Genomic DNA, 21,744 nt, shown 5'->3' with positions numbered 1-21,744 from the left:
CAGATGTTAGAAAATTGCCATTAAGCGACAGCTTACTGCTTTATGTATTTTCTGTATTCGACTCTTATTGATAAGGTCGAATAGAGACTTCATCCATTTGGTAGATAGTCTCTACGTTTGCAGCCCCATCCGAATAAGAGACGTCAGCTTTGGTCTTTTTAATGTGCAGATCCCCTTTTACCCAAATAGGTTCATAAAGAGAGGTGAGCTTTATGCCTTGTGGATAATCGACCAATACAATTTGGTTTGCTGGTGGTGGTGGGGTATGGATACACGCCCCCATTGTTGGAACAAGGAAGAATTTTGTGACAACGTCATTGTTAAATTCTACAGGCGTTACAAAACCAGGAATTTCATAGGTTTCTTCTGTTAGCGTTTTATTAGGCGTCGACGCTAGCATACGTCGATACTCGGTAATTTCTTTGCGTTTTGCAAACAGCCATTCAATATCTAAGTCGTCCGCTTTCAAGCTGTCTTCCAGCTCTTTCATCGTTTGCTTCTGTTGCTCATTGAGGTTTTGAGAATCACGATACCTTGCAAGAGAACCAAGTTCGAACAGCTGTTGATCGGTGAGTTTTACAAATGGGTCTTCAATTTGAGGAACATTCACTGGCAGCAATTGCTCCCAGCTTAGTTGATCGGCCGATACATTTGATGAAGCTAGCAACACTAAGCCAGCCAATAGGTACTTCTTCATACGTTCCCTTGAATAGGTTCTTTGTCTTTTTGAGAAAAATTTGGGGACAACCTGTGTCCCCAAATAGTCGAAAGAGTTTACTACAAGGTGTTCTTGTGGATCTTGCCGTCTTTCATAATTACTTTGAATTTATCTTCGTAATCGTTAAGAACTGTGATGTCTTGCAGAGGATTCCCTTCCACCAGCACCACATCAGCGTAAGCACCTGGCTCTACAACGCCTAGTTTTCCGTATTTATAAGGGTTCATACCGCCCGACCAACTCAATACTTCCGCTGCGTTCGATGTGCCCATCTTCATGATCTGATACGGTGTAAACCCGACTTTTTCCATCCAAACCATATTGTCTGCTTGGCGTGTATTATAAGCCGGACCGAACATATCGCCGCCCGTTACAATCAATAGGTCGTATTTACGTGCCCATTCAAACATTTGTTTCGCGCCTTCGTTTACTTTGGTCGCTTTGGCTTTTTGATCCGGACTGAAGAAAGTGATCTTTTCCGGCTCTGCAAATGCTTCTAGAGACATTACCGCTTGAGCAGAAAGTGCCACGCCCTTCTCTTTCATGCGCTTAATCGTCTGTTCCGAAATAAGGAAGTTATGCTCTATAACTTTAACGCCAGCATCAATCGCGCGATTAACCGAACGGTCATGATAAGCATGGGCCATCACATACGTGCCGTAATCTTCCGCGACACCCACAATCGCTTCCATTTCTTCTTTAGAGAATTGCGTTGTGTGGATAGGATCAAACTCGCTCGCCACACCTCCACCAGCCATGATCTTGATTTGAGTCGCACCTGAACGCAGGTTTTGACGTGCAGCGCGGCGCGCTTCCGTTTCGCCATCAACAATATAACCGAAGCCATGACGTTCGAGATCATCAACACGTCCAGGAACATCATTAAAGCTACCGGTATCCGCGTGACCACCAGTTTGACTTAAAAAACCGCCCGCAGGGAAAAGTCGCGGCCCTTCCAGCAAACCGTTATTGATCGCTTTCGCCATGCCAAGAATGTTACAGCCTGCATCACGAGCCGTAGTAAAACCTTGATCTAAATACTGCATCATAGAAACATGCGCACGTGCGCCCATCGCCATTTGGTCATAACCATCACGACCAACCAACATGCCTTCTTGAATACACATATGAGAGTGCATATCAATGAGGCCGGGGATCATGGTTAGACCTTCACCATTAATTGTGGTCGTTTGTTTATTGGTTTTAATTGGTTTCGCGGAAATTTCTTTAATCAAGTTATCGACAACCAGTACATTTTGGTTCTGCAGTAACTTTTCATCCTTACCATTGAAGACATCGACATTAGTAAATAACGTCGACGCTGCATTGGCATTTAGGGCAAACGCACAAGAAAGCGCAAGTAAAGAAAGACTCTTCTTAGAAATTGTCATTATTACACCTATGTTTTTGGATATGTGGGGTCCATTCCCATAACTTCTCTTTCGAGAACAACGGTGTTATGAGGCAGTCGATTTCAAAAAAATACATATGAAACCGTAGACTTACACTCAAAACATAGAAGCCATAATGGCGAACTTCAAGGTCATTTAATTGCCTTTAGATGACAACATACGTAGATTGTGTAGAAATGTGAGTTAACACGAAAGCCCCAATAAATCAGCGGCTTTATATGTTTCAAGTTAAGACAAAGACTGGCGGTAAGCTTTAGGGGTGATATTCATCATCCGCTTGAATGCGCGTGTGAAGTGAGCTGAATCGGAATAGCCCGTTTTTAATGCGATGTGTGTAATGCTGAGGTCAAGGTCCGCCAAAAGTTCTAGCGTTTGTTTGAGTATTAAACCTTCAATGACCTCACGATAAGTCGTATTTTCGTTCGCCAAGCGCCTTTGAATAGTTCGAGCATTCATATCAATCAGTTCACCTGCAAACTGGATAGAGATTTTTCCCATAGAGAGATAAGGCATAAGCGCCCTTGCCAGAGCATCGCTGAACTTATCATCACAACTTCGAGCTACTGTATTTAGAGCAGTTGGTGACGGAATAAAGACAATTGGCTTATCAATCAACTCATTGGGGATGGAGATTGCCGTAACGGGACGTCCAGTATAAAATTGTGCACTTTTCATTCCTGGTAGGCGATGAAAAGGCTCTGCTTCTAAATCCTGAATACCGACTTCTGCCAGCCTCCATTGCGTACCGACCAACTTCTTCAACAGTTCATTCATGAACATGGCAGAAAACATCTCGGCATAACGAAACCACCCTCTCTCCGCTTTTTGCTTTTCTCTGACGAGCCACCATTTGCCGCCACTTGACTGTACGGAAATACTCACGTTGTCTGAAATCTGTTTGAGTAGTTGGGAAACGTCTTCTAATGCCGCTTTTAACGACTCAGTTTGAGTAATTTGATTAGCAAATCGAGGAACGTAAATATCGTGACAAAGCGTCCAAGTGAGCAACGCAAACTTCTCTGGAGAAGTCCTCTCTCCTAGTGTTTCGAAAACGAACTTTAATGCGCTCTCAGGAACGAATGTATCAAGCGATTTCTGAGACAGAATATCTTGTGGCATGCGTGCGGTTTCAAGTAAAGAGTGAATATCACCATCAAGTTCTTTGAGCATAGTGGCAAAAAGCTTTACTTCTTCCGAGTGAACCAAAGGAATATCTGTATTGGGCATGCAAGCTATCATCTTAAAATACCGAGAATTATTCTAGTTTATGCACAAACTTCGTGGTTGTCATTACAGCGCTGAGTCATATTGAGAAATGACTCACTCTTAGTTGATGTGAATTTATATTGAGGTTCAACATAGCTTCCCACACGCTCGAATGCTTGCCAATTCACGCCACGCATGCGTATTTCTAGATTGAAAAACTCTATTTATAGAACTGTGAATGTGACATTTTTCACGCTTTCTCACTCATTCGTAGTTTTCTAGGAATTTTTCCTAGCCGATCTAAGCCCTCCTCTCATGTGGTCCAAAAGCGGACTCTCTACAATCGCCAACAGTTAAAAGAAAGCGAGCACGCAAGTGCATCACACTAATACAAGAGAGTTCACGATGTTAAAATTCCTTGAACAAGTCCGGAAGCCTACCCTAGACCTTCCAGTCGAAGCGCGTAGAAAAATGTGGTTCAAACCATTTATCCAATCTTACCTAGTGGTATTCATTGGTTACTTGACCATGTACCTGATCCGTAAAAACTTCAACGTCGCACAAAACGACATGATTTCTACTTACGGTTTGTCGATGACAGATCTAGGTTTGATTGGTCTAGGTTTCTCGATCACTTACGGTATCGGTAAGACCGTGGTTTCCTACTACGCCGATGGTAAGAACACCAAGCAGTTCCTTCCTTTCATGCTTATCCTTTCTGGTCTGGCAATGCTTGGTTTTAGCTTCAGCATGGGCGGTGGCAGCGCGAGCTTGTTCTTGATGGTAGCGTTCTACGCACTGAGTGGTTTCTTCCAAAGTACTGGTGGTCCTTCTAGTTATTCAACCATCACCAAGTGGACGCCGCGTAACAAGCGTGGTTCTTACCTAGGTCTTTGGAACATGTCGCACAACGTAGGTGGTGCAGGTGCTGCTGGTGTGGCTCTATTTGGTGCCAACTACCTGTTCGATGGTCACGTAATCGGCATGTTCGTGTTCCCTTCTATCATTGCGATCATCGTTGGTTTCATCGGTATGCGCTATGGTAACGACTCTCCAGAAGCATACGGACTAGGAAAAGTAGAAGAGCTATTTGATGAAGCAGTCAGCGAAGAAGACGAAGCGGCTGAAGAAAGTCAAATGACTAAGAAAGAGATCTTTGTTGAATACGTTCTGAAAAACAAAGTGATCTGGCTACTTTGCTTTGCAAACATCTTCCTTTACATCGTGCGTATCGGTATCGACCAATGGTCAACGGTTTACGCATACCAAGAACTTGGTCTATCAAAAGAAGCCGCAATCTCTGGCTTTACCCTATTCGAAGTGGGTGCGCTTGTGGGTACTTTGATGTGGGGTTACTTATCTGACCTTGCAAACGGTCGCCGTGCGCTAGTGGCTTGTGTTTCTTTAGGTTTGATCATTGTATCGCTTGAGTTCTACCAACACGCAACTAGCGAGTTCATGTACCTAGCGTCGCTATTTGTTCTTGGCTTCCTAGTGTTTGGGCCTCAACTTCTTATCGGTGTTGCTGCGGTTGGCTTTGTTCCTAAGAAAGCAATCAGTGTGGCAGATGGCGTAAAAGGCACATTCGCTTACCTAATTGGTGACAGCTTCGCGAAACTAGGTCTTGGTATGATTGCCGACGGTACGCCAATCTTTGGTCTAACCGGCTGGAAAGGCACGTTCGCTGCCCTAGATACCTCAGCAATGATTTGTATTGTTTTGCTTGCTTTCGTTGCAATCGCGGAAGAGAAAAAGATTCGACAAAACAAGAAGAAGCTTGAACTCGCAGAAAACCAAGCTTAATCAACCAGCGCGCTTTGTTAGTCAAAGCGCGCTAGATCATTAAATAAACCGGTGCAATTTAGTATCATTGTAGCTTTTTTTATTGAGCTCTCTATATCAAAGGTGCCAAAGGATTGTCTCCTATCTCGCGCCAATTGGTAATGAGCTCATTTTCGTTTGTGTATTGCTAAAGTTTGGTATTTAAGATGATTAACGTAGCGCTTGTTGATGACCATGTCATTGTTCGTTCTGGATTTGCTCAATTGTTGAGCCTTGAAACAGACATGAATATTGTAGGTGAATTTAGCTCGGTAGCAGAAGCTCGAGTGGGATTACCTGCATGCAAGCCAAACGTGGTTATCCTAGATATTTCGATGGCAGACGAAAGTGGGCTTACCCTACTCTCCGAAATTCCTTCCGGCATTGCTTGTGTCATGCTAAGCGTACATGACTCTCCCGCAATGGTAGAAAAGTCACTCAAACTCGGTGCCAAAGGTTACTTGAGTAAACGTTGTAGCCCAGATGAATTAATTCAAGCGGTAAGAACCAGTGCATCCGGCGGTTGTTATTTGACACCCGACATCGCATTGAAGTTAGCAACACCTAGTGATAAAGCCACAACACTTACTCAACTCACTCGTCGAGAAAACGAAGTATGTCAGTTACTCGCTCGCGGTCTTGACGTAAAAGCCGCCGCCACTGAGCTTGGCTTAAGCCATAAAACCGTTCACGTTCACCGTGCAAACGCGATGGATAAACTCGGCGTAAAGAACAACGTTGAGCTCGCCAAACTGTTCTCGCAAGAGTCGTTTTAATGCGTAGCTACACCATCACCTCCATTTGCGGTTTATTCATGACAGGATGCTCGTGGTTCTGTCTGTGGGTGATCGCCTATTACTTTGTCAACGATGCGGAGCTAGCGATCTTGCTGTTCCCATTCGCGTTGCGTTTAGGATTAACACTGCACACACGCACAAAGTATTGGGCAACGATTTATCTCGCCGAATGGGGATTAACGGTTGCGTTGGCTTTGCTGCTTGAGCAACCTCAGTGGTTGATGGTATTGGTTGCTAGCGTATTAAGTATGCCAGTGGTTTACCTTGCTAAGCGTTATTACAAAGGCGATCAGAATCAGCATTTAGCTGTTATGGCAGTGGTGTTGCTCGTAACGTCTTGCATTAACGTGCTTGCGGTTGGCTATCATGTTCAGTCTGTCTACATGGCATGGTTGGCGAGCATTGCTGGCGGTTTGTTGGTTCTGCCAATGTGTTACCTACTTTGGAACTATCTGTTCCAGAGCCCTTGGTCACCACTAACATCGAATTTACTGGCAAATAATGTTGAGTTCAAAGTCCGCCCCATCCTTTTGTACGCAATACTGTTGATTGGCAGTATTTTGATTCAAACCAGCTTACCGGATGAACTAAAACGCTTCGCGCCTTTCTGTATGGCGATCCCAATTATTGTGCTTGCTCTACGCTATGGCTGGCAAGGTGCGCTTCTCGCAACAATGTTAAACAGTATCGCCCTGATTGCTGCGCGAAGTGGTGTATCGAATCTAGAGATCACCGATCTTCTCTTGTCGCTTTCGGCACAGACCTTAACAGGTATCATGCTTGGGTTAGCCGTACAGAAACAAAAAGATCTAAACCAAAAGCTTCGTGGTGAATTGTCAAGAAACCAAACCTTGTCTCGCCAACTCATTCAGGCAGAAGAGTCGGTACGCCGAGACGTTGCAAGAGAGTTGCATGATGAAATCGGTCAGAACATCACAGCAATTCGTACCCAAGCCAGCATCATAAAACGTGTAGATAACGTGGAAATGAATACTCGTTGTGCCGACATGATCGAGAACCTGTCACTCAATGTTTATGACACCACCAAACATCTGCTGAGCAAACTACGCCCGAAAATGCTCGATGATTTGGACTTGAAGGAATCCGTTCACCAATTAACACGTGAGATGGAGTTCGACAATCACGGTACGCATGTTGTGCTTGATTGGCAGGGCGATTACGAATCTCTAAGTGACACATTAAAAGTCACCCTATTCCGTCTATGTCAGGAAGCATTAAACAACGCAGCCAAATACGCCAATGCGACATCAATCGTTATCGCTTTGTCCATTGAAGACGACCTATCGTTAAACATTGCAGACAACGGCAGTGGTTTTAAAACCGAAGACTGCATGAAAGGCATGGGCGTTCGCGGTATGCAAGAACGCGTGCAAGCGCTTGGCGGAAAAATGTATATCTACTCTTTGAACGATCATGTGGATGGCACACAAATCGCCATTACATTACCTAAGGTGTAACGAGTATGTTTGGATTATTTCAGTCTCCGAGCTACAACCAAGCTCCCCTTAGCAAAGACCAAGTGGATGAACGCTATCGTTATTGGCGTTTACATATCATGCTGGGTATGTATCTTGGCTACGCGGGCTTTTACTTCACCCGCAAAACGTTCAACTATGCCGCGCCAGCGATGATCGCTGATCTGGGTTTAGATAAAAGCGACATTGGTTTGATTGGTACGCTTTTCTACATCACCTATGGCTTATCGAAGTTTATTTCTGGCACCATTTCTGATCGATCTAATCCACGCTATTTCATGGGTGTCGGCCTAATTGCAACGGGCTTCATCAATATCGCTTTTGGTTTCTCAAGTTCTTTGGTCGCTCTCGCAGCACTTTGGGTAATGAACGCTTGGTTCCAAGGTTGGGGTTGGCCTTCGTGCTCTAAGTTACTTACCACTTGGTATTCACGTTCAGAACGTGGATTCTTGTGGGCAATCTGGAACACCGCCCATAACGTAGGTGGGGCTTTGATTCCCCTACTCGTTGGGTTTCTTACTTTCCATTACAGCTGGCGTGAAGGCTTTGTCGTACCGGGAATCATTGGCGTAATTCTTGGCGTGGTTGTATGTTGGCGCTTGCGTGATAAACCCACCACGCAGGGACTGCCGACTGTTGGTCAGTGGCGTAATGACGCATTAGAACTTGCCCAAGAGAATCATGGACAAGGACTGAGCTACAAAGAGATCCTCAAACAATACGTGTTCAACAACAAGTACATTTGGTTGCTCGCGTTCAGTTATGTTCTGGTTTACATCGTGCGTACCGCCATCAATGACTGGGGGAACTTGTATCTCACAGAACAACACCACTACAGCCTAATCAACGCTAACGCAGCTTTATCTATGTTTGAGATCGGCGGCTTTGTCGGCTCTCTAGTGGCTGGTTGGGGCTCAGATAAACTGTTCGGTGGTAACCGCGGTCCAATGAACCTTCTGTTCGCGGCTGGTATTTTCTTGTCTGTAGCTGCGCTGTGGTTGATGCCGTTAACCAACTTTGCGTTCCAAGCAGCGGGGCTTTTCTCTATTGGCTTCTTCGTGTTTGGTCCACAAATGTTGATCGGCATGGCCGCGGCAGAATGTTCACACAAAGATTCGGCTGGAGCTGCCACTGGCTTTGTAGGTCTATTTGCTTACATGGGCGCCGCACTTTCTGGCTATCCATTGGCATTGATTCTTGAAGAATACAGCTGGACTGGATTCTTTATCACTATCTCGGTATGTGCAGCCGTTATTGGCTTGTTGTTATTACCGTTCTTGCAGGCTCAACCTTCCAGAAAGCCGCTCGCTCCAAAGCTTAGGTTATAGACATCTGATTGTAGAAGCGACTTCTACACCTCTTAGGGTGAGCTAACCACTCACCCATCCAATCTCCACTATTTTTTGCTTCCGATTCAGTTCGGAGGGTTTTCTACGGGTAAAATTCATGAATTCGAATACTATTTCATCAAAATGCTTCTTCAAAATGGACAATAAGATCCAAAACTACGACTGGGGAAGCCGCACGGCTATCCACGATTTGTTTGGCTTTGCTAACGAAGCACAACAACCTCAAGCCGAAGTTTGGATGGGCACGCATCCAAACGGTTGTTCTATGATTGAAGAAGGAAGTGCGTCAGTTTCATTGTCAGAATTGATCAAGCAAGATCCATCTGCATTTCTATCGCAAAGCACGCTTAAAGCCTTTGGTGACCTACCTTTCCTCTTCAAGATTCTTGCCGCAGATAAAGCGTTGTCGATTCAAGTGCATCCAAACAAGCAAGACGCGGAACTTGGTTATGCAAAAGAACAAGAGCTGGGTGTACCGCTGAGTGCGTTTAATCGTAATTACAAAGATGCCAACCACAAGCCTGAACTGGTTTACGCACTTACTGAATACCGAGCAATGAACGGCTTTCGTCCATTTGATGAAATCATCGCTGAGTTCCGCCTATGTGACATTCCTGAGATTAACGGTTACCTAGAGCAGTTTGAGCGTAACCCTAACCAAGATGGTTTATGTCACTTCTTCGTGGAGATTCTTTCTATGGAAGAAACACGTAAGGTTAACGCAGTGGATCACTTATTAAGTTATGCAGCAATGAACAAAGGACGTTCAGTATGCGAATTGATTTTAGACCTTGCTAAGCAGTACCCGAATGATGTGGGTTTATTTGCACCCCTGCTACTCAATGTGATCACACTAAAACCCGGTGAGGCAATGTTTCTGAGTGCGAGAACACCACACGCGTACATTAAAGGCACTGGCCTAGAGATCATGGCCAATTCAGACAATGTCCTTCGTGCTGGTTTAACGCCAAAGCATATGGATGTGGAAGAACTTGTTAAGTGCACTGATTTCATTCCAAAACCGATGAACACGCTACTAACAAAAGCTGAAATCAAAGGCTGTGAGCATCACTTCCCTGTCCCTGTGCAAGACTTCAAGTTCTCTATTTTTGAAGCGCCTACAGATCAGCAAGTCAACATGACATCTGCTGAAATCTTGATGCCCATCAATGAGGACGTAACACTGCGTGCAGAAAGCGGTGAAACACTGGTGCTTGGTAAAGGGCAGTCGGCTTTCATCCCTGCTTATGTAGGTAGCTACACAATCAGTTGTGAAGGCAGAGTAGCGCGTGCCTTTAATGGCTAATTGAGCGGCATATCAGTTAAATCAAATCAATGGCGCAGATTCTCGGTCTCCGCCATTGATATCGAAAAGCCACTCACAGATCTTGTTTAACTGTTGAGTATGCTAAGCCCGTAAAAACTTCCAATTTCTGGTTTCCAATAATAGTGATGCGATGATCATATAGATCCCGACTATCACTAATTGGAAAATTCGGATAAATGTATTGCTATCGATATCACCAGAGCTCATTAATGTACTGCCGATTAGTACCAGAAGCGTACTGAACGCTGTGGCGAATATCGGAGCCTTCTCTGGCACTGTGTAAATCTTCTTCCCGGCCAATACCGCCAACAACGCGATAAAGACAGTGTAAAAGAAAATGTTTGGCACGATGGCGAGTATCGAGAACGCCGAGATGGCAAGTATCCCGCCGATGCCGTTACTAATGATGAGGAATGCGCTCAATTTAACTGACTTCTCTGCAGTTATCATCAAAGACAAGAGTGCAACGAACATCATGGTGAGTAAGGCTTCTGAAATCTGAAATACAAAGAAGAAGCACACCACAGGAAACGAAATCAACATAGCTCGAAATGACGCATGCCAACGTTGATCCTTACCTATTGGCGGCTGGGCATAACCAGCGAACTCGCTATCAGGCTCTGGCAGATAGATATGAACCAAAGCGAAAATCGCTACCGATACGGCACCAGAGATTGCCAAACCGCTCGCGAGTACTAAAGAAATCGCTGGATTATTGATTGCCATAAAAGGCAACATCAACACCGCAATCAACAAAATGGTCGCAAACAGGTTCCATTTGGGATCAGTAAACAAGTAATAACCCCACGCCATCATCAGTCCAACAGCAATTAATAGAATAATTGGATACTGAGTAATGCCTCCCGAAAGAAGAAGCCCAAGTCCCATAGTGGCTATCAATGCCAGTAGCAACTCATAAATCGTTTCTATGTGCAGGTTTGGCTTGTCGACCAAAAACTTCGCCGTGAACACTGGCGCTACAAACGCCAGTTGCCAATTAATCCAAGCAGCGAGAAACACCGCTAGACCCACTCCTATGGTAAAGCGCAGAATCCGACGTTGAGTTGCGTTATCTATGCTCAGATTATCGGACATAAGACATTACACTCAGTAGACGAATCCAAAGTTTACCAATCGCGTTAAAGACTAAGTTATCTCCACTGTAAACAATCACGTCTGCTTGGCCACCAACACGCAGCATTCCACTGACTTCACTACGCTCAAACTCGACCGCGATTGGCAGCATTTGTGTTTGGCGCAACCAACCCGTTTGCTGATTCGCTTGCGCTAACTTACCCGCTTGTTGGTTTTGGCCCCAATCAACACCCCAGTCAATGCTACTCACTTTCCCTTTGATGACTTTCCCCGGAGCAAAGTCCAAAGCAATTTCTACTTCGTCACCAATGCTTACGTTACCTAAGCTGTTTTCACGAAAATACGCTTCAATCCAGATGTCTTCTGTCGACACAAAGGTCATGATGGGTTGACCCGCCGTTGCATAAAAGCCTTCGGTTAAGCTAAAGTTTGACACCCCACCTTGAGTCGGAGCACGAATCACGGTGCGTTCAAGATTTAATTGAGCCTGTTCAAGCGCCAGCAATGCTGCTTTTACTTGGCTGTTTTCCTCGCCTTCTGCGCCGAGTTGCTGTTTTGCTTTCTCAAGATCCGCTTCTGCATTCACGACATTTGCGCGCGCAGTCGCTAGAGAGGCTCGCGCTTTATCCGCATCTGATTTTGACACTACACCTTTTTCTGCCATGGCAAGAATACGGTTGGCCTGTGCCTCTGTGTTTTGGCGTTCCACTATAGCGGAAGTCAAACGTGCTTGAGCAGAAGCAATAGAAGCAGTTTGTGCGCCCACGTTTTGTCCGGCGATTTCGAGATTTTCTTCAGCTTGTTTGACCGCAATCTCATAATCCGATTTGTCCAATATCGCCAGCTCATCACCCTCTTCCACGAGCTGGTTGGGACGAACTTTGATATCTAATACGTTTCCTGAAACTTGTGGCTTGATCGGCACGATATAGCCTTTGACACGCGCATTATCAGTGATTGGAATGATACGGTCTGACACAATACTGAACCCAAGCATAACAACGATTAGCAGCATGAGGTAATTAGTTACCTTTTTGACATTATCGTTTTTCGTCGTCGCTTTATTTTCCGCTATTTCTGTTGGCAGTTTTTCAGTTTGGTTTTCGGACATACGTTCCCCTTGCCATTGATTAGGTTGGTCATTTTAAGAATATATCGTCCTGTCCATCGTGCCATTATTCAAAGCATATTTAGCGAGCTATATCTAAAAGCGAGCCTTCTGAGCTAAGATTAGTTGGAGTTTATGCACAAGTAAGTTCAAGCTGTTGGAATCACTGGGTATATGGAGTATCCACGTAATGCCAAATCAAACATCTCACCTACCTGTCATTCAAACCAACTATGCTCGTATACTGGTTGAAGTGTTTGCTGACTATGGATTAGATAAGCACAAACTGCTTCGCGATGCTGATTTACCTGCTGACCTGTTCCAAACAGACAGTGACTATATCCCGTCAGAGTCTGTGAAGCGTTTAATTCAGCTAACCTCATCGCAACTCGGTAGCAGTAAGTTTACAGATCTGCTGACCTATGTATTTCGTCGCAGAATCATTCCAAATGTCTTGCATCAGTTTGTATCATTTCAGACCATTGGTGATTCGATGCGGCATATCAGGGAAATATTCCATCTCGATACACCAGGCAGCTCTGTGTCGTTTGAAACCCACCATGGCCGTTCCTGGTTCTGTCGATATTCAGAACAAAAAGACACTCAGGTTTCCGACTGGTCTGAAGCATTCGCGGTCATTTACATAATCGAACTTCTCAGTACTCTAACCAAAACTGAGTGGTACCCTGATAAAGTACGCTTGCAAGGTCACAACAGCGATATTATTCAGAGTGTTGTACCAACTCAATGTCAGATTTTTGTGGGCCAGGATAAAACTGGGATTTACATACCCGAAGATATTCTTAATGTACCGATACAAATCTCGGACTCACAATTAGGCACTGAGCCAACTCATATTCAATGGCATAGCAGTTTTACTGATAGCGTATTTGAGCTGCTGCGGCCTTATGTACGTGAGCGCAATTTATCGATAGAAGATGCGGCTAAATTACTGAACTATTCTGTTCGAACATTTCAAAGAAAGTTAAAAAATGAAGGGACGTCTTACCGGCATATCAAAGAATCATTGATGCTGTCTGTCTCTTGTGAATTAATGGAAGAAGGACACTCTCTCACCTATATCTCCAATCAACTTGGCTACACGAGTATTTCGCACTTTTCACGTGCATTTAAAAGAGTGTCCGGACTATCTCCTAAAGTGTATAAACGCTCAATAGCGCTAAACGCATCTAGCACCTCGTAACGTTATACATGCTCAGTCCATTTGAGGCTTGGTATTTGGTAATTGCTTGAGTTTGGCTTGCATCAGTGTTGCGAGATCGATTTCATCACAAAGCACTTCTACGTCCTGAACTCGAAAGTAAACAATCATACGTTACCCTCAATTGAAAACGTGAAGCTATTATGCCGTGAAGTGGATCAATTTATTTACCATTTTACGCCACCCGACTACATTTCAATCTGCTTTTTTAAAGCCTAACCATTAGAGTAGATTACCTACTTTGCACAATTTTGACATGAAGGGAGTTTTCCGAACATGGATGTAATTTTAGTAGCGTATTGCCACGTTAAAAATCAGTTAATTCACATATATTCATACACTTACAGCAAATACCAACTAAGAACTAGCGTTATACAGGCTCAATTTAATTTGAAATTAGAGGTCTAACTCAGTGTTTATCGATTTGAAGCTGAGCAGGCTTTTGTTGCAAAACGTATACACGGCATTGAAATTGAGCTCGGTATCACTACAATCTCAGGCCAAATTAATAATGAAACGTTTGTATGCCGAAATTGAATCTAGACAGCGCAAGGAATAGCTCTGCACTCTCTGATATTAAAACCTACGAAAAAGTACAATCGGCATTAGAACCGAAATACCACAAGCCTCAGAAAAAGCTCTGCTTAAGTGCAGGTCTAACAGAAAAGCACATTGCACGCCGATGGAACGTCCTAGGACAGTTAACGGACAAAAATCTTTTGCTGGATTCTTTTACTCAATCCCATTGCCATCAATACGCAAATAACATCGAACATTTTGTTGGTACAGTTAATCTTCCTGTTGGCGTAGCAGGTCCATTGCGCATCAATGGCTTGTTTGCCAACGATGATTACTTAGTGCCGCTAGCGACGACTGAAGCAGCACTGGTTGCATCATATAACCGTGGCGCAAACCTGATTACTGCTGCCGGTGGCGCGAGCACCTTGTTAATTAGCGAAGGGGTTAGCCGCACTCCCGTTTTTGGCTTCCTATCACTGGCAGAAGCAGCACAGTTCGTCAGTTGGGTTGTCACCCAGTATGACATTTTCCGAAATGAAGCAGAATCAACCACTACACACGGAAAACTGAAAGACATTAATGTCAACATAGAAGGTAATCATGTTTATCTCGTCTTTGAGTACGTGACAGGCGATGCGTCTGGTCAGAATATGGTGACCATAGCAACAAACAAAGTGTTTCATTACATTCTTGAGCACAGCCCTATACCGCCGGCTGAAGCATTCTTGGATGGCAACTTATCGGGCGATAAAAAAGCAAATGCCCATACGCTCCGTTCAGTACGTGGTAAAAAGGTTTCAGCGGAAGTGACCATTCCAAAAGCACTTGTTGAGAAATACCTCCATACCACCCCAGAAGCCATGGTTAAATTTGGGAAAATGACCATGGTTGGTGGTTTACTCAGTGGGGCGATTGGTATTAATGCACACTATGCGAATGCGCTAACGGCATTGTATATAGCATGCGGACAAGACGCAGCATGTGTCGCCGAATCAGCCGTTGGTATTACAAGAATGGACGTTGACGCTGACGGAAACCTGTACGCTTCTGTGACACTACCAAACATCATGGTAGGTACTGTCGGTGGTGGTACCGGATTGCCAACTCAAAAGGCATGCCTTGATATTCTTGGATTACATGGAAATGGGAAAGCGAAAGCACTAGCAGAAGTTGCGGCTGGTTTATGTTTGGCCGGAGAACTCTCCATTGTTGGGGCATTCTGTGCGGATCACTTCTCGCGTGCACACCATAAATTAGCGAGAAAAAGCAACTGATTACTTTATCGTATAGGTAGCACGCAAAGTGCTGCCTACCTTCTTCCTCTACTAGAAATATGAGCTATCAGCTAAAGTAATTCATGCTTTTGCATGATGGTTTTTACCTCCAACACGCCGTTAAATAGCCCGCCAGTACTTATTGTTTACATAAAATTAATTGATGCTTAGATCACGTTTTTATACGGCTGTTTCAATCTTTTACCTCGTTTTTTTGAACTAGCGAAAGTCTGGATTTTAGTATTTGTCTCACGCACACGCTAAATATCCGCTTTAGTTTGTCTATACTCGCTTTGAAACAGTATGTTAGCTTTTTCTTAATTAGCTCAAACGATTTTGCTCTTTCATTGTCACTCACTCCCATACGGCTATACGTAGGTAAGAGAGTTTATATGAAACGTCAGAAACTATATCACTTAACCCTATTATTCTTCTTCGTGCTTTCAGTTGGTTCCATGCAACCCGTTATGGCTGAATTAACACAACAGCAGATTACGCGCACACTATATCAAGCGACGTTTGGGCCTACTCCCCAGAGTAGAGCGCAGCTTGAATCACAAGGCTTAAACCTTTGGCTAGAGAATCAACTCAATTATCCCCCCACTCTCCACATAAACTTGTATCAAACCCCATTTACTCGAGGAGCCCAAGCAAATAGAGAAAATTCTTGGTATCAAATTTCAGTAACGTCTCAAGACCAATTAAGACAACGAACTGCATTCGCGCTGAGCCAAATACTCGTTGTATCTAGGTACGGAAATAACCTTTCTGGTAAAGCACTTGGTCTCGTAACCTACTACGATCTTCTGGTGGAAAATGCATTCGGTAACTACAGAGACTTACTCTATAAAACGGCCACGCATCCTGTAATGGGTAGCTACCTCTCGATGATGGGAAGTAAAAAAGCAGATAGTGCGACTGGTTCCCTACCTGATGAAAACTACGCCAGAGAGCTTATGCAGTTATTTACTATTGGCTTATATGAGTTGAATTTGGATGGTACAAAAAAAAGAGACTCCCTAGGAAACGCCATTCCGACCTATAACCAATCAGATGTCCAAGAGTTAGCTCGTTCGCTTACCGGTTGGCTCACATCTGATAGCGCTTTTACTAAACCGATGCGCGTTGTTGACTGGCGCCATGACGATGGCGAAAAAACCTTTCTTGGAAGTACGATTCCCTCCGGCATGACTGCCAATGAAGAGCTGCACTTAGTCATGGATATCTTAATGGCCCACGACAATATTGCTCCTTTTGTGTCAAAACAATTGATCCAACGCTTTGTTACCTCTAATCCAACGCCAGCATATGTAAAAAGAGTCGCTTCGGTATTCAATAACAATGGTGGTGGGACAAAAGGCGATTTAGGGGCCGTTGTTAAAGCAATACTAACTGACCACGAAGCCTTAGGCTTAAACGCGGTGCAACCCATTAAGTTGAAAGAGCCTATTTTAGTTTTCATGAACTTTCACCGTGCTCTAGGATTTGAGCCAATTGATAATCGCTATTACGGTGCTGTCAGTCTAATGAACGCTGCCAACCAAGGTGCTTTACGCTCCCCGAGCGTATTCAATTTCTATTCTCCGGACTATGTTCCGTCAACATCATTCAGTAATGCGGAGTTAGTTTCCCCTGAATTTGAGCTACTAGGTTGGTCTGTATATACCGATATTGTTAATGCTATGTATAACGAAGTTCGCGAAAATGGAGGCCGAACTCATGCTCTATCTCTAGATGAGTATTACCAACTCCTTGATGATCATCCAGCACTCGTTACATTACTCGACCAACGACTGCTTGGGGGTAACGCATCAACTGAACTCAAAGAGACTTTGCTCAACATTCTAGATTCCTACAAATCCAATTACGTTGCCAAAACCAAATTGTCGTTAGCTTTTTTTACCGTGTTATCTAGCCAAGAATTCTTTGTTCAAGATTAGGAGCTCAACATGGATATCTCTCGAAGAAACCTATTGAAAAGCACTGCCTCCCTCAGCGCCCTCGCATCCTTGGGCTTGCCGAGTCTGACGCTTGCCTCACCGAGCAATGATTACAGAGCGCTGATTTGTGTATATTTGTCCGGTGGTAACGATGCGATTAACACTGTACTGCCTCTGTCTAATTCCCATTTTCAAGCGTATAAAGCGGTTAGACGTAATTTGGCTGTAGAGCGAGATACGATTCTCCCAACTCACTTAACTGCCACTGATAATTATGGCAATGAAGTCCCTCTTGGCTTACATCCAAGCCTTTCAGCACTTCTGCCACTGTTCGAACGCGGTGATGCTAACGTCGTTTTAAACAGCGGCATTCTTGAACGCCCCCTGAGTAAGTCTCAAATAGAACAAGATAAGGATGTACTCCCTACTCATTTATTTTCTCATAACTCTCAAAGGAATAGCTGGTTATCCGGTGGAATGCCCGTTGATTCAAATCTTGGCTGGGCCGGACGAATGTTGGATATATTGAGTTCACAAGCTGATGTAACACCGTTGTACAGTATTCATGGCAATTCCCTTTGGCTCAGGTCAGTCGACTATACACAGACAGTTTTAAAGCAAGACAGAGTACTTCAACTAACAGCGATCAGTAAGAGTGATTTCAACTTGGCATATGCAAAAATACAAGCAATTAAACCCACAAGCCTTTTCGGTAACCATTTCAATACGATGACAGAGCAATCGATGTTGATGAGTCAACTTTTAGCAAGTGAGCTTAAATCCGTCGAACCAGTTGCAGGATTTAGTAAATCAAGCTTAGGGAAACAGCTTAACATGGTATTTAAGCTAATCTCGCGCCAGAACTCCCTGTCACAACAACGACAAATCTTCTTTGTTAAGCATACTGGTTACGACGTTCATGATGCTCAGTTAACCAAGCACCCTGCGCTTCTAAAAGATCTTTCGGAAAACCTCAATGCACTATATCAAGCCCTTAGTGAACAAGGTTTTAGTGACAGCGTCACTACGTTTACCATGTCTGATTTTGGCAGAAGAATGACCAGTAATGGTAACGGTACTGACCATGGTTGGGGTGGACATCAGCTGGTAATTGGAGGGGCAGTAAAAAGCACTAAACCAATTGGTACTTGGCCTGAACTAGTTCTAGGTGGAGAAGACGATTATTCCAAAGGTCGGCTAATTCCTAAGATTGCCGCGGACCAAGTTGGTGCAACTTTAGCGCAGTGGATGGGGATCAGTGATGGTGCAGCGCTAGATTACGTATTCCCTAACATTCGAAATTTTTCGACATCGAACTTAGACTTTATGGCTTAATTCGCCACAGCCAAAAGATAAAAAAGGGAGCAAAATGCTCCCTTTTGTTTATTGCGTCGTTTATGCGTCTTCACCACGAGGGCGTTCGTTACAAAGCTTAATTGCACGCTCTAGTAGCTCAAGAGCAGACTTGTCAGATTCCGGTAGCGCAGCATCACTTTCAGCAACTGGCGTTACACGGTCACCCCATTTCAGTACCGCCGCACCCCATGTTAGACCAGCACCGAATGCCGCAAGCAACAGGTTATCACCTGGCTTAACGCGGCCTTGCTCTAACGCTTCACACAGTGCGATTGGCACGGTCGCTGCTGATGTGTTGCCATAGTTTTGGATGTTCACAAACGCTTTTTCTTGTGGAATACCAGAAAGGTCACACAAGGTTTGAATAATACGAATATTCGCTTGGTGCGGGATTACCACGTCGATTTGATCCGTAGTTAACTCAGAGGCTTTAAGTACTGTTTTTGCAGCTAAGCCCATGCCTTTTACTGCGCGTTTGAAGATCTCTTGACCAACAAAGTTGAAATCCCAGTAGCCATTATCTTCTGCAAAACGATCCATGCATGTGCCAAACTTAGGCACAGAAAGGATGTCACGACCTTTTGCGTCACAACCAATTTGCGATTGCAGTAGGCCTGTTTCTTGTTCTGTACGAGTCAGAACGACTGCCCCTGCGCCATCGCCGAACAATACCGCTGTATCACGCATTGCCCAGTCAATGTAGAAAGAAAGACGTTCAGCACCAATAATGATCGCGTTACGGTAGTTGCCTGATTGAATCAAACGTGTACCCGTTTCCAGACCGTAGACAAAGCCCGTACATGCCGCGTTTAAATCGAAAGCAGCGGCTGAACGAATGCCAAGGTTTTGCTGAACCTTAGAAGCAATGTTTGGGATAAGAGAATCAGGAGAGCATGTCGCAACAATGATTAGGTCGATATCACTCGCTTCTACACCTGCACGTGCCATTGCATGTTGCGCGGCTACCGTTGCCATGTCCGACGTGTTTACGTGGCTAATACGACGGTTTTCAATACCAGTACGGGTGCGAATCCATTCATCTGAAGTGTCAAGGAAAGTGCTAAGGTCGTCGTTAGAGAGCGTTGCTGGTGGAAGGCATTTTCCCCAGCCAGTAATTTCAGCGTAGTAATTTGTCATCGCAGACCTATTTATTGTTGTATTTTAATGAAATTTCTTAGAACCTGTTTGGGTCAAAATAAACACTTGTCGTGATTACATTTCGACAGGTTAAAAAATAAGTATACAAATTATGAGGCTGGCTGGTAAGTCATGTTTTCATCAAGTTGTCATAAAGGAAGAAGTCATGTCATCGTTTAAAACTCGTTGTCCGTCTTGTGGTGGTTTAAATCGCGTTCCTAATGAGCGAGTTGCGGAAGCTGCAAGCTGCGGTAAATGTAAGAACGCTCTATTTGATGGTGCCCCAATAGAAGGTACTGTCGATAACTTCTCAGCGCTGTTAGAAAGCAACACGCCAGTCGTGGTCGATTTCTGGGCTCCATGGTGCAATCCATGTGTAGGATTTGCTCCTGTTTTCTCGGATGTCGCGCAAGAACAGACCGGAAATGCTCGTTTTGTCAAGATTGATACTGAAGCGCAACAACAATTAGCGGCACAATTCAGTATTCGTAGTATTCCAACTATTATGGTTTTTAAGAACGGTCAACGCGTTGATATGATCAATGGTGCCCTACCGAAAAGTCAATTTGAACAGTGGTTAAATCAAGCACTTAGTAAATAAATCTCTTCGCCAGCCTAACTCTTAGGCTGGCGTTTTTATGCAGCAATTCTTCATAGAATTTCGATAAATTTCTTTTATCGAGACGACTCAAATATATCGTTTTACTTGCCTATTAATTAGCCTCATATTCGCGCCAAATAACCCCTTATTATTACTTAACTTATAGGCGCAAAACATTGGAAAACACAGCCATTCCTGCAGCATCACCACGAGTCACAGTTCCTGTCGTAGCACTGTCTCTTTATGCAGTGGCATCAGGCTATTTGATGAGCTTGATTCCCCTTATGCTTGGTGAATACAACATCTCTGCTGATTATGCGAGTTGGTTGGCGAGTGTGTTCTACGCGGGCCTATTAGTTGGTGCTATTTTCTTTGAGCGCATCGTTCGTGAGATTGGTCATCGCAAGGCTTTCGTTGGCTGTTTAGCGACATTCTCGTTGACGATTATCGCTCTACCTATCATTCCAAATGGAACGGTATGGTTAGTCGCACGCTTCATCGCAGGTATGGCGGTCGCAGGTGTATTTGTAATCGTGGAATCATGGCTGATGTCTGGTGATGAAACGTCACGCGCTAAACGCTTGAGTCTTTACATGCTTTCTTTGTACGGTGGTTCTGCACTTGGACAATTTGGAATCGGTATCCTAGGCGTAAGCGGTGGTGTTCCTTTTGTAGCGATAACTACGCTGATCCTAATGGCAATTTTGGTTTTGCTGTTCATTGATTGCGAACAACCAAACAGCCATGAATCAACAGCACTTTCATTTAAGCAGATTTCTAAGCTAAGCCATGCTGCAATCATCGGTTGTATCGTATCTGGCCTAACATTAGGTGCAATTTATGGTTTGATGCCGGTAGAGCTTGCGAACCGCCAAATTGGCCACCAAGATATCGGCACTTTAATGGCACTAGTGATCCTAGGTGGCATGCTGGTTCAACCTATGGTTACGGCACTAAACAAATACATGGCACGTACCGTACTCATGGCGTTCTTCTGTATCCTAGGCATTTTCTCTATCGGTCTGACTTTCATCTCTTCGTCAGCGGTAGTATTGGCAGTTGCACTGTTCCTATTGGGCATGGCGACTTTCGCACTGTACCCTATTGCAATCAACTTAGGTTGTGAAGGGCTAGACGAGCGTTTTATCGTATCAGCTACGCAAGTAATGCTGTTCAGCTACAGCATTGGTTCAGTTGCAGGCCCTGTGGTAGCTGACAAGTTCATGGGACAAATTCACGGCTTACTGGGTTACCTATTTGCTGCATTGCTCGCGACGTGTATCTACATGCTAATCGCAGCAACAAAATCAAAGCATCAAATGGCAGCAGGACTATAATTCTGACCAAGTGAATTAAACTAAAACGA

17 protein-coding genes are annotated in these 21,744 nt (G+C 44.3%); 11 read left to right on the top strand and 6 right to left on the bottom strand.

Translation table 11 applies throughout. The features are described 5' to 3' along the window. Positions 1-64: 64 nt before the first annotated feature. The 3 genes from ACTS60_RS10585 to ACTS60_RS10575 all read right to left on the bottom strand — a co-directional run bounded on the left by ACTS60_RS10585 (position 65) and on the right by ACTS60_RS10575 (position 3,357). Positions 65-697 (bottom strand): DUF3299 domain-containing protein, encoded by a 633-nt coding sequence (locus tag ACTS60_RS10585; protein ID WP_440888184.1) that lies wholly within the window; start codon positions 695-697, stop codon positions 65-67. A gap of 80 nt (positions 698-777) precedes the next feature. Beyond that, complete coding sequence (locus tag ACTS60_RS10580; RefSeq protein ID WP_440888183.1) at positions 778-2,109, bottom strand: amidohydrolase family protein; 1,332 nt, start codon at positions 2,107-2,109, stop codon at positions 778-780. A 249-nt stretch (positions 2,110-2,358) separates the two neighbouring features. After that, positions 2,359-3,357: a helix-turn-helix domain-containing protein gene (locus ACTS60_RS10575; RefSeq protein WP_440888182.1), complete on the bottom strand. Its 999-nt coding sequence runs from the start codon at positions 3,355-3,357 to the stop codon at positions 2,359-2,361. 384 nt (positions 3,358-3,741) lie between these two features. Here ACTS60_RS10575 and uhpT point away from each other — a divergent pair, with 384 nt between their 5' ends. From uhpT to manA, 5 genes are all read left to right on the top strand, one after another. Beyond that, positions 3,742-5,139: a hexose-6-phosphate:phosphate antiporter gene (uhpT, locus tag ACTS60_RS10570; RefSeq protein WP_440888181.1), complete on the top strand. Its 1,398-nt coding sequence runs from the start codon at positions 3,742-3,744 to the stop codon at positions 5,137-5,139. A 185-nt stretch (positions 5,140-5,324) separates the two neighbouring features. Next, positions 5,325-5,933 carry a transcriptional regulator UhpA gene (gene uhpA, locus ACTS60_RS10565; protein WP_440888180.1) on the top strand — a complete coding sequence of 203 codons (609 nt, stop codon included), beginning with the start codon at positions 5,325-5,327 and terminating at the stop codon, positions 5,931-5,933. Next, entirely contained in the window at positions 5,933-7,432 is a 1,500-nt protein-coding gene (uhpB, locus tag ACTS60_RS10560; RefSeq protein ID WP_440888179.1) for a signal transduction histidine-protein kinase/phosphatase UhpB, read from the top strand. Before uhpA ends, uhpB begins: the two co-directional genes overlap by 1 nt. Before the next feature lie 5 nt (positions 7,433-7,437). Then, positions 7,438-8,778, top strand: coding sequence for an MFS transporter (locus tag ACTS60_RS10555; protein WP_440888178.1), 1,341 nt, complete (start codon positions 7,438-7,440; stop codon positions 8,776-8,778). Positions 8,779-8,896: 118 nt separating this feature from the next. Then, positions 8,897-10,105 (top strand): mannose-6-phosphate isomerase, class I, encoded by a 1,209-nt coding sequence (gene manA / locus ACTS60_RS10550; protein ID WP_440888177.1) that lies wholly within the window; start codon positions 8,897-8,899, stop codon positions 10,103-10,105. Positions 10,106-10,207: 102 nt separating this feature from the next. Here the strand turns inward: manA and ACTS60_RS10545 are convergent, their stop codons facing one another. Both ACTS60_RS10545 and ACTS60_RS10540 read right to left on the bottom strand, forming a co-directional pair. Beyond that, a complete protein-coding gene (locus ACTS60_RS10545; protein WP_440888176.1) occupies positions 10,208-11,221 on the bottom strand; it encodes a DUF2955 domain-containing protein in 1,014 nt (337 codons plus the stop codon). Continuing rightward, positions 11,211-12,332, bottom strand: coding sequence for an HlyD family secretion protein (locus tag ACTS60_RS10540; RefSeq protein ID WP_440888175.1), 1,122 nt, complete (start codon positions 12,330-12,332; stop codon positions 11,211-11,213). Before ACTS60_RS10540 ends, ACTS60_RS10545 begins: the two co-directional genes overlap by 11 nt. Before the next feature lie 187 nt (positions 12,333-12,519). On the opposite strand from ACTS60_RS10540, the gene ACTS60_RS10535 reads away from it, so the two are divergent. From ACTS60_RS10535 to ACTS60_RS10520, 4 genes are all read left to right on the top strand, one after another. Further along, positions 12,520-13,533, top strand: a complete 1,014-nt coding sequence (locus ACTS60_RS10535) for a helix-turn-helix domain-containing protein (RefSeq protein ID WP_440888174.1) — start codon at positions 12,520-12,522, stop codon at positions 13,531-13,533. Between the two features lie 542 nt (positions 13,534-14,075). After that, positions 14,076-15,344, top strand: coding sequence for a hydroxymethylglutaryl-CoA reductase (locus ACTS60_RS10530; protein WP_440888173.1), 1,269 nt, complete (start codon positions 14,076-14,078; stop codon positions 15,342-15,344). Positions 15,345-15,736: 392 nt separating this feature from the next. Next, positions 15,737-17,284, top strand: a complete 1,548-nt coding sequence (locus tag ACTS60_RS10525) for a DUF1800 domain-containing protein (protein WP_440888172.1) — start codon at positions 15,737-15,739, stop codon at positions 17,282-17,284. A 9-nt stretch (positions 17,285-17,293) separates the two neighbouring features. Next, on the top strand, positions 17,294-18,619 hold the full coding sequence (locus ACTS60_RS10520) for a DUF1501 domain-containing protein (protein ID WP_440888171.1): 1,326 nt from the start codon (positions 17,294-17,296) through the stop codon (positions 18,617-18,619). A gap of 60 nt (positions 18,620-18,679) precedes the next feature. Here the strand turns inward: ACTS60_RS10520 and ACTS60_RS10515 are convergent, their stop codons facing one another. Then, positions 18,680-19,777 (bottom strand): ketoacyl-ACP synthase III, encoded by a 1,098-nt coding sequence (locus ACTS60_RS10515; protein ID WP_440888170.1) that lies wholly within the window; start codon positions 19,775-19,777, stop codon positions 18,680-18,682. Between the two features lie 166 nt (positions 19,778-19,943). Between ACTS60_RS10515 and trxC the strand changes: the two genes are divergently transcribed. Both trxC and ACTS60_RS10505 read left to right on the top strand, forming a co-directional pair. After that, positions 19,944-20,378, top strand: a complete 435-nt coding sequence (gene trxC / locus ACTS60_RS10510) for a thioredoxin TrxC (protein WP_440888169.1) — start codon at positions 19,944-19,946, stop codon at positions 20,376-20,378. Positions 20,379-20,554: 176 nt separating this feature from the next. Then, positions 20,555-21,715, top strand: a complete 1,161-nt coding sequence (locus ACTS60_RS10505) for an MFS transporter (protein WP_440888168.1) — start codon at positions 20,555-20,557, stop codon at positions 21,713-21,715. Positions 21,716-21,744: the final 29 nt, after the last annotated feature.

This window comes from Vibrio sp. WZ-1 (assembly GCF_052037695.1).
GTDB lineage: Bacteria > Pseudomonadota > Gammaproteobacteria > Enterobacterales > Vibrionaceae > Vibrio.
Note: the sequence above shows the minus strand (reverse complement) of the source record. Positions and strands in the feature narration are given on the sequence as shown.

Bases quoted from the DNA above. Each gene is read 5' to 3' on its own strand.
- trxC (WP_440888169.1), top strand. From the start codon at position 19,944: ATGTCATCGTTTAAAACTCGTTGTCCGTCTTGTGGTGGTTTAAATCGC.
- ACTS60_RS10520 (WP_440888171.1), top strand. From the start codon at position 17,294: ATGGATATCTCTCGAAGAAACCTATTGAAAAGCACTGCCTCCCTCAGC.
- uhpT (WP_440888181.1), top strand. From the start codon at position 3,742: ATGTTAAAATTCCTTGAACAAGTCCGGAAGCCTACCCTAGACCTTCCA.
- ACTS60_RS10515 (WP_440888170.1), bottom strand. From the start codon at position 19,777: ATGACAAATTACTACGCTGAAATTACTGGCTGGGGAAAATGCCTTCCA.
- ACTS60_RS10540 (WP_440888175.1), bottom strand. From the start codon at position 12,332: ATGTCCGAAAACCAAACTGAAAAACTGCCAACAGAAATAGCGGAAAAT.
- manA (WP_440888177.1), top strand. From the start codon at position 8,897: ATGAATTCGAATACTATTTCATCAAAATGCTTCTTCAAAATGGACAAT.
- ACTS60_RS10555 (WP_440888178.1), top strand. From the start codon at position 7,438: ATGTTTGGATTATTTCAGTCTCCGAGCTACAACCAAGCTCCCCTTAGC.
- ACTS60_RS10575 (WP_440888182.1), bottom strand. From the start codon at position 3,357: ATGCCCAATACAGATATTCCTTTGGTTCACTCGGAAGAAGTAAAGCTT.
- ACTS60_RS10580 (WP_440888183.1), bottom strand. From the start codon at position 2,109: ATGACAATTTCTAAGAAGAGTCTTTCTTTACTTGCGCTTTCTTGTGCG.
- uhpA (WP_440888180.1), top strand. From the start codon at position 5,325: ATGATTAACGTAGCGCTTGTTGATGACCATGTCATTGTTCGTTCTGGA.
- ACTS60_RS10585 (WP_440888184.1), bottom strand. From the start codon at position 697: ATGAAGAAGTACCTATTGGCTGGCTTAGTGTTGCTAGCTTCATCAAAT.
- ACTS60_RS10535 (WP_440888174.1), top strand. From the start codon at position 12,520: ATGCCAAATCAAACATCTCACCTACCTGTCATTCAAACCAACTATGCT.
- ACTS60_RS10530 (WP_440888173.1), top strand. From the start codon at position 14,076: ATGCCGAAATTGAATCTAGACAGCGCAAGGAATAGCTCTGCACTCTCT.
- uhpB (WP_440888179.1), top strand. From the start codon at position 5,933: ATGCGTAGCTACACCATCACCTCCATTTGCGGTTTATTCATGACAGGA.
- ACTS60_RS10525 (WP_440888172.1), top strand. From the start codon at position 15,737: ATGAAACGTCAGAAACTATATCACTTAACCCTATTATTCTTCTTCGTG.
- ACTS60_RS10545 (WP_440888176.1), bottom strand. From the start codon at position 11,221: ATGTCCGATAATCTGAGCATAGATAACGCAACTCAACGTCGGATTCTG.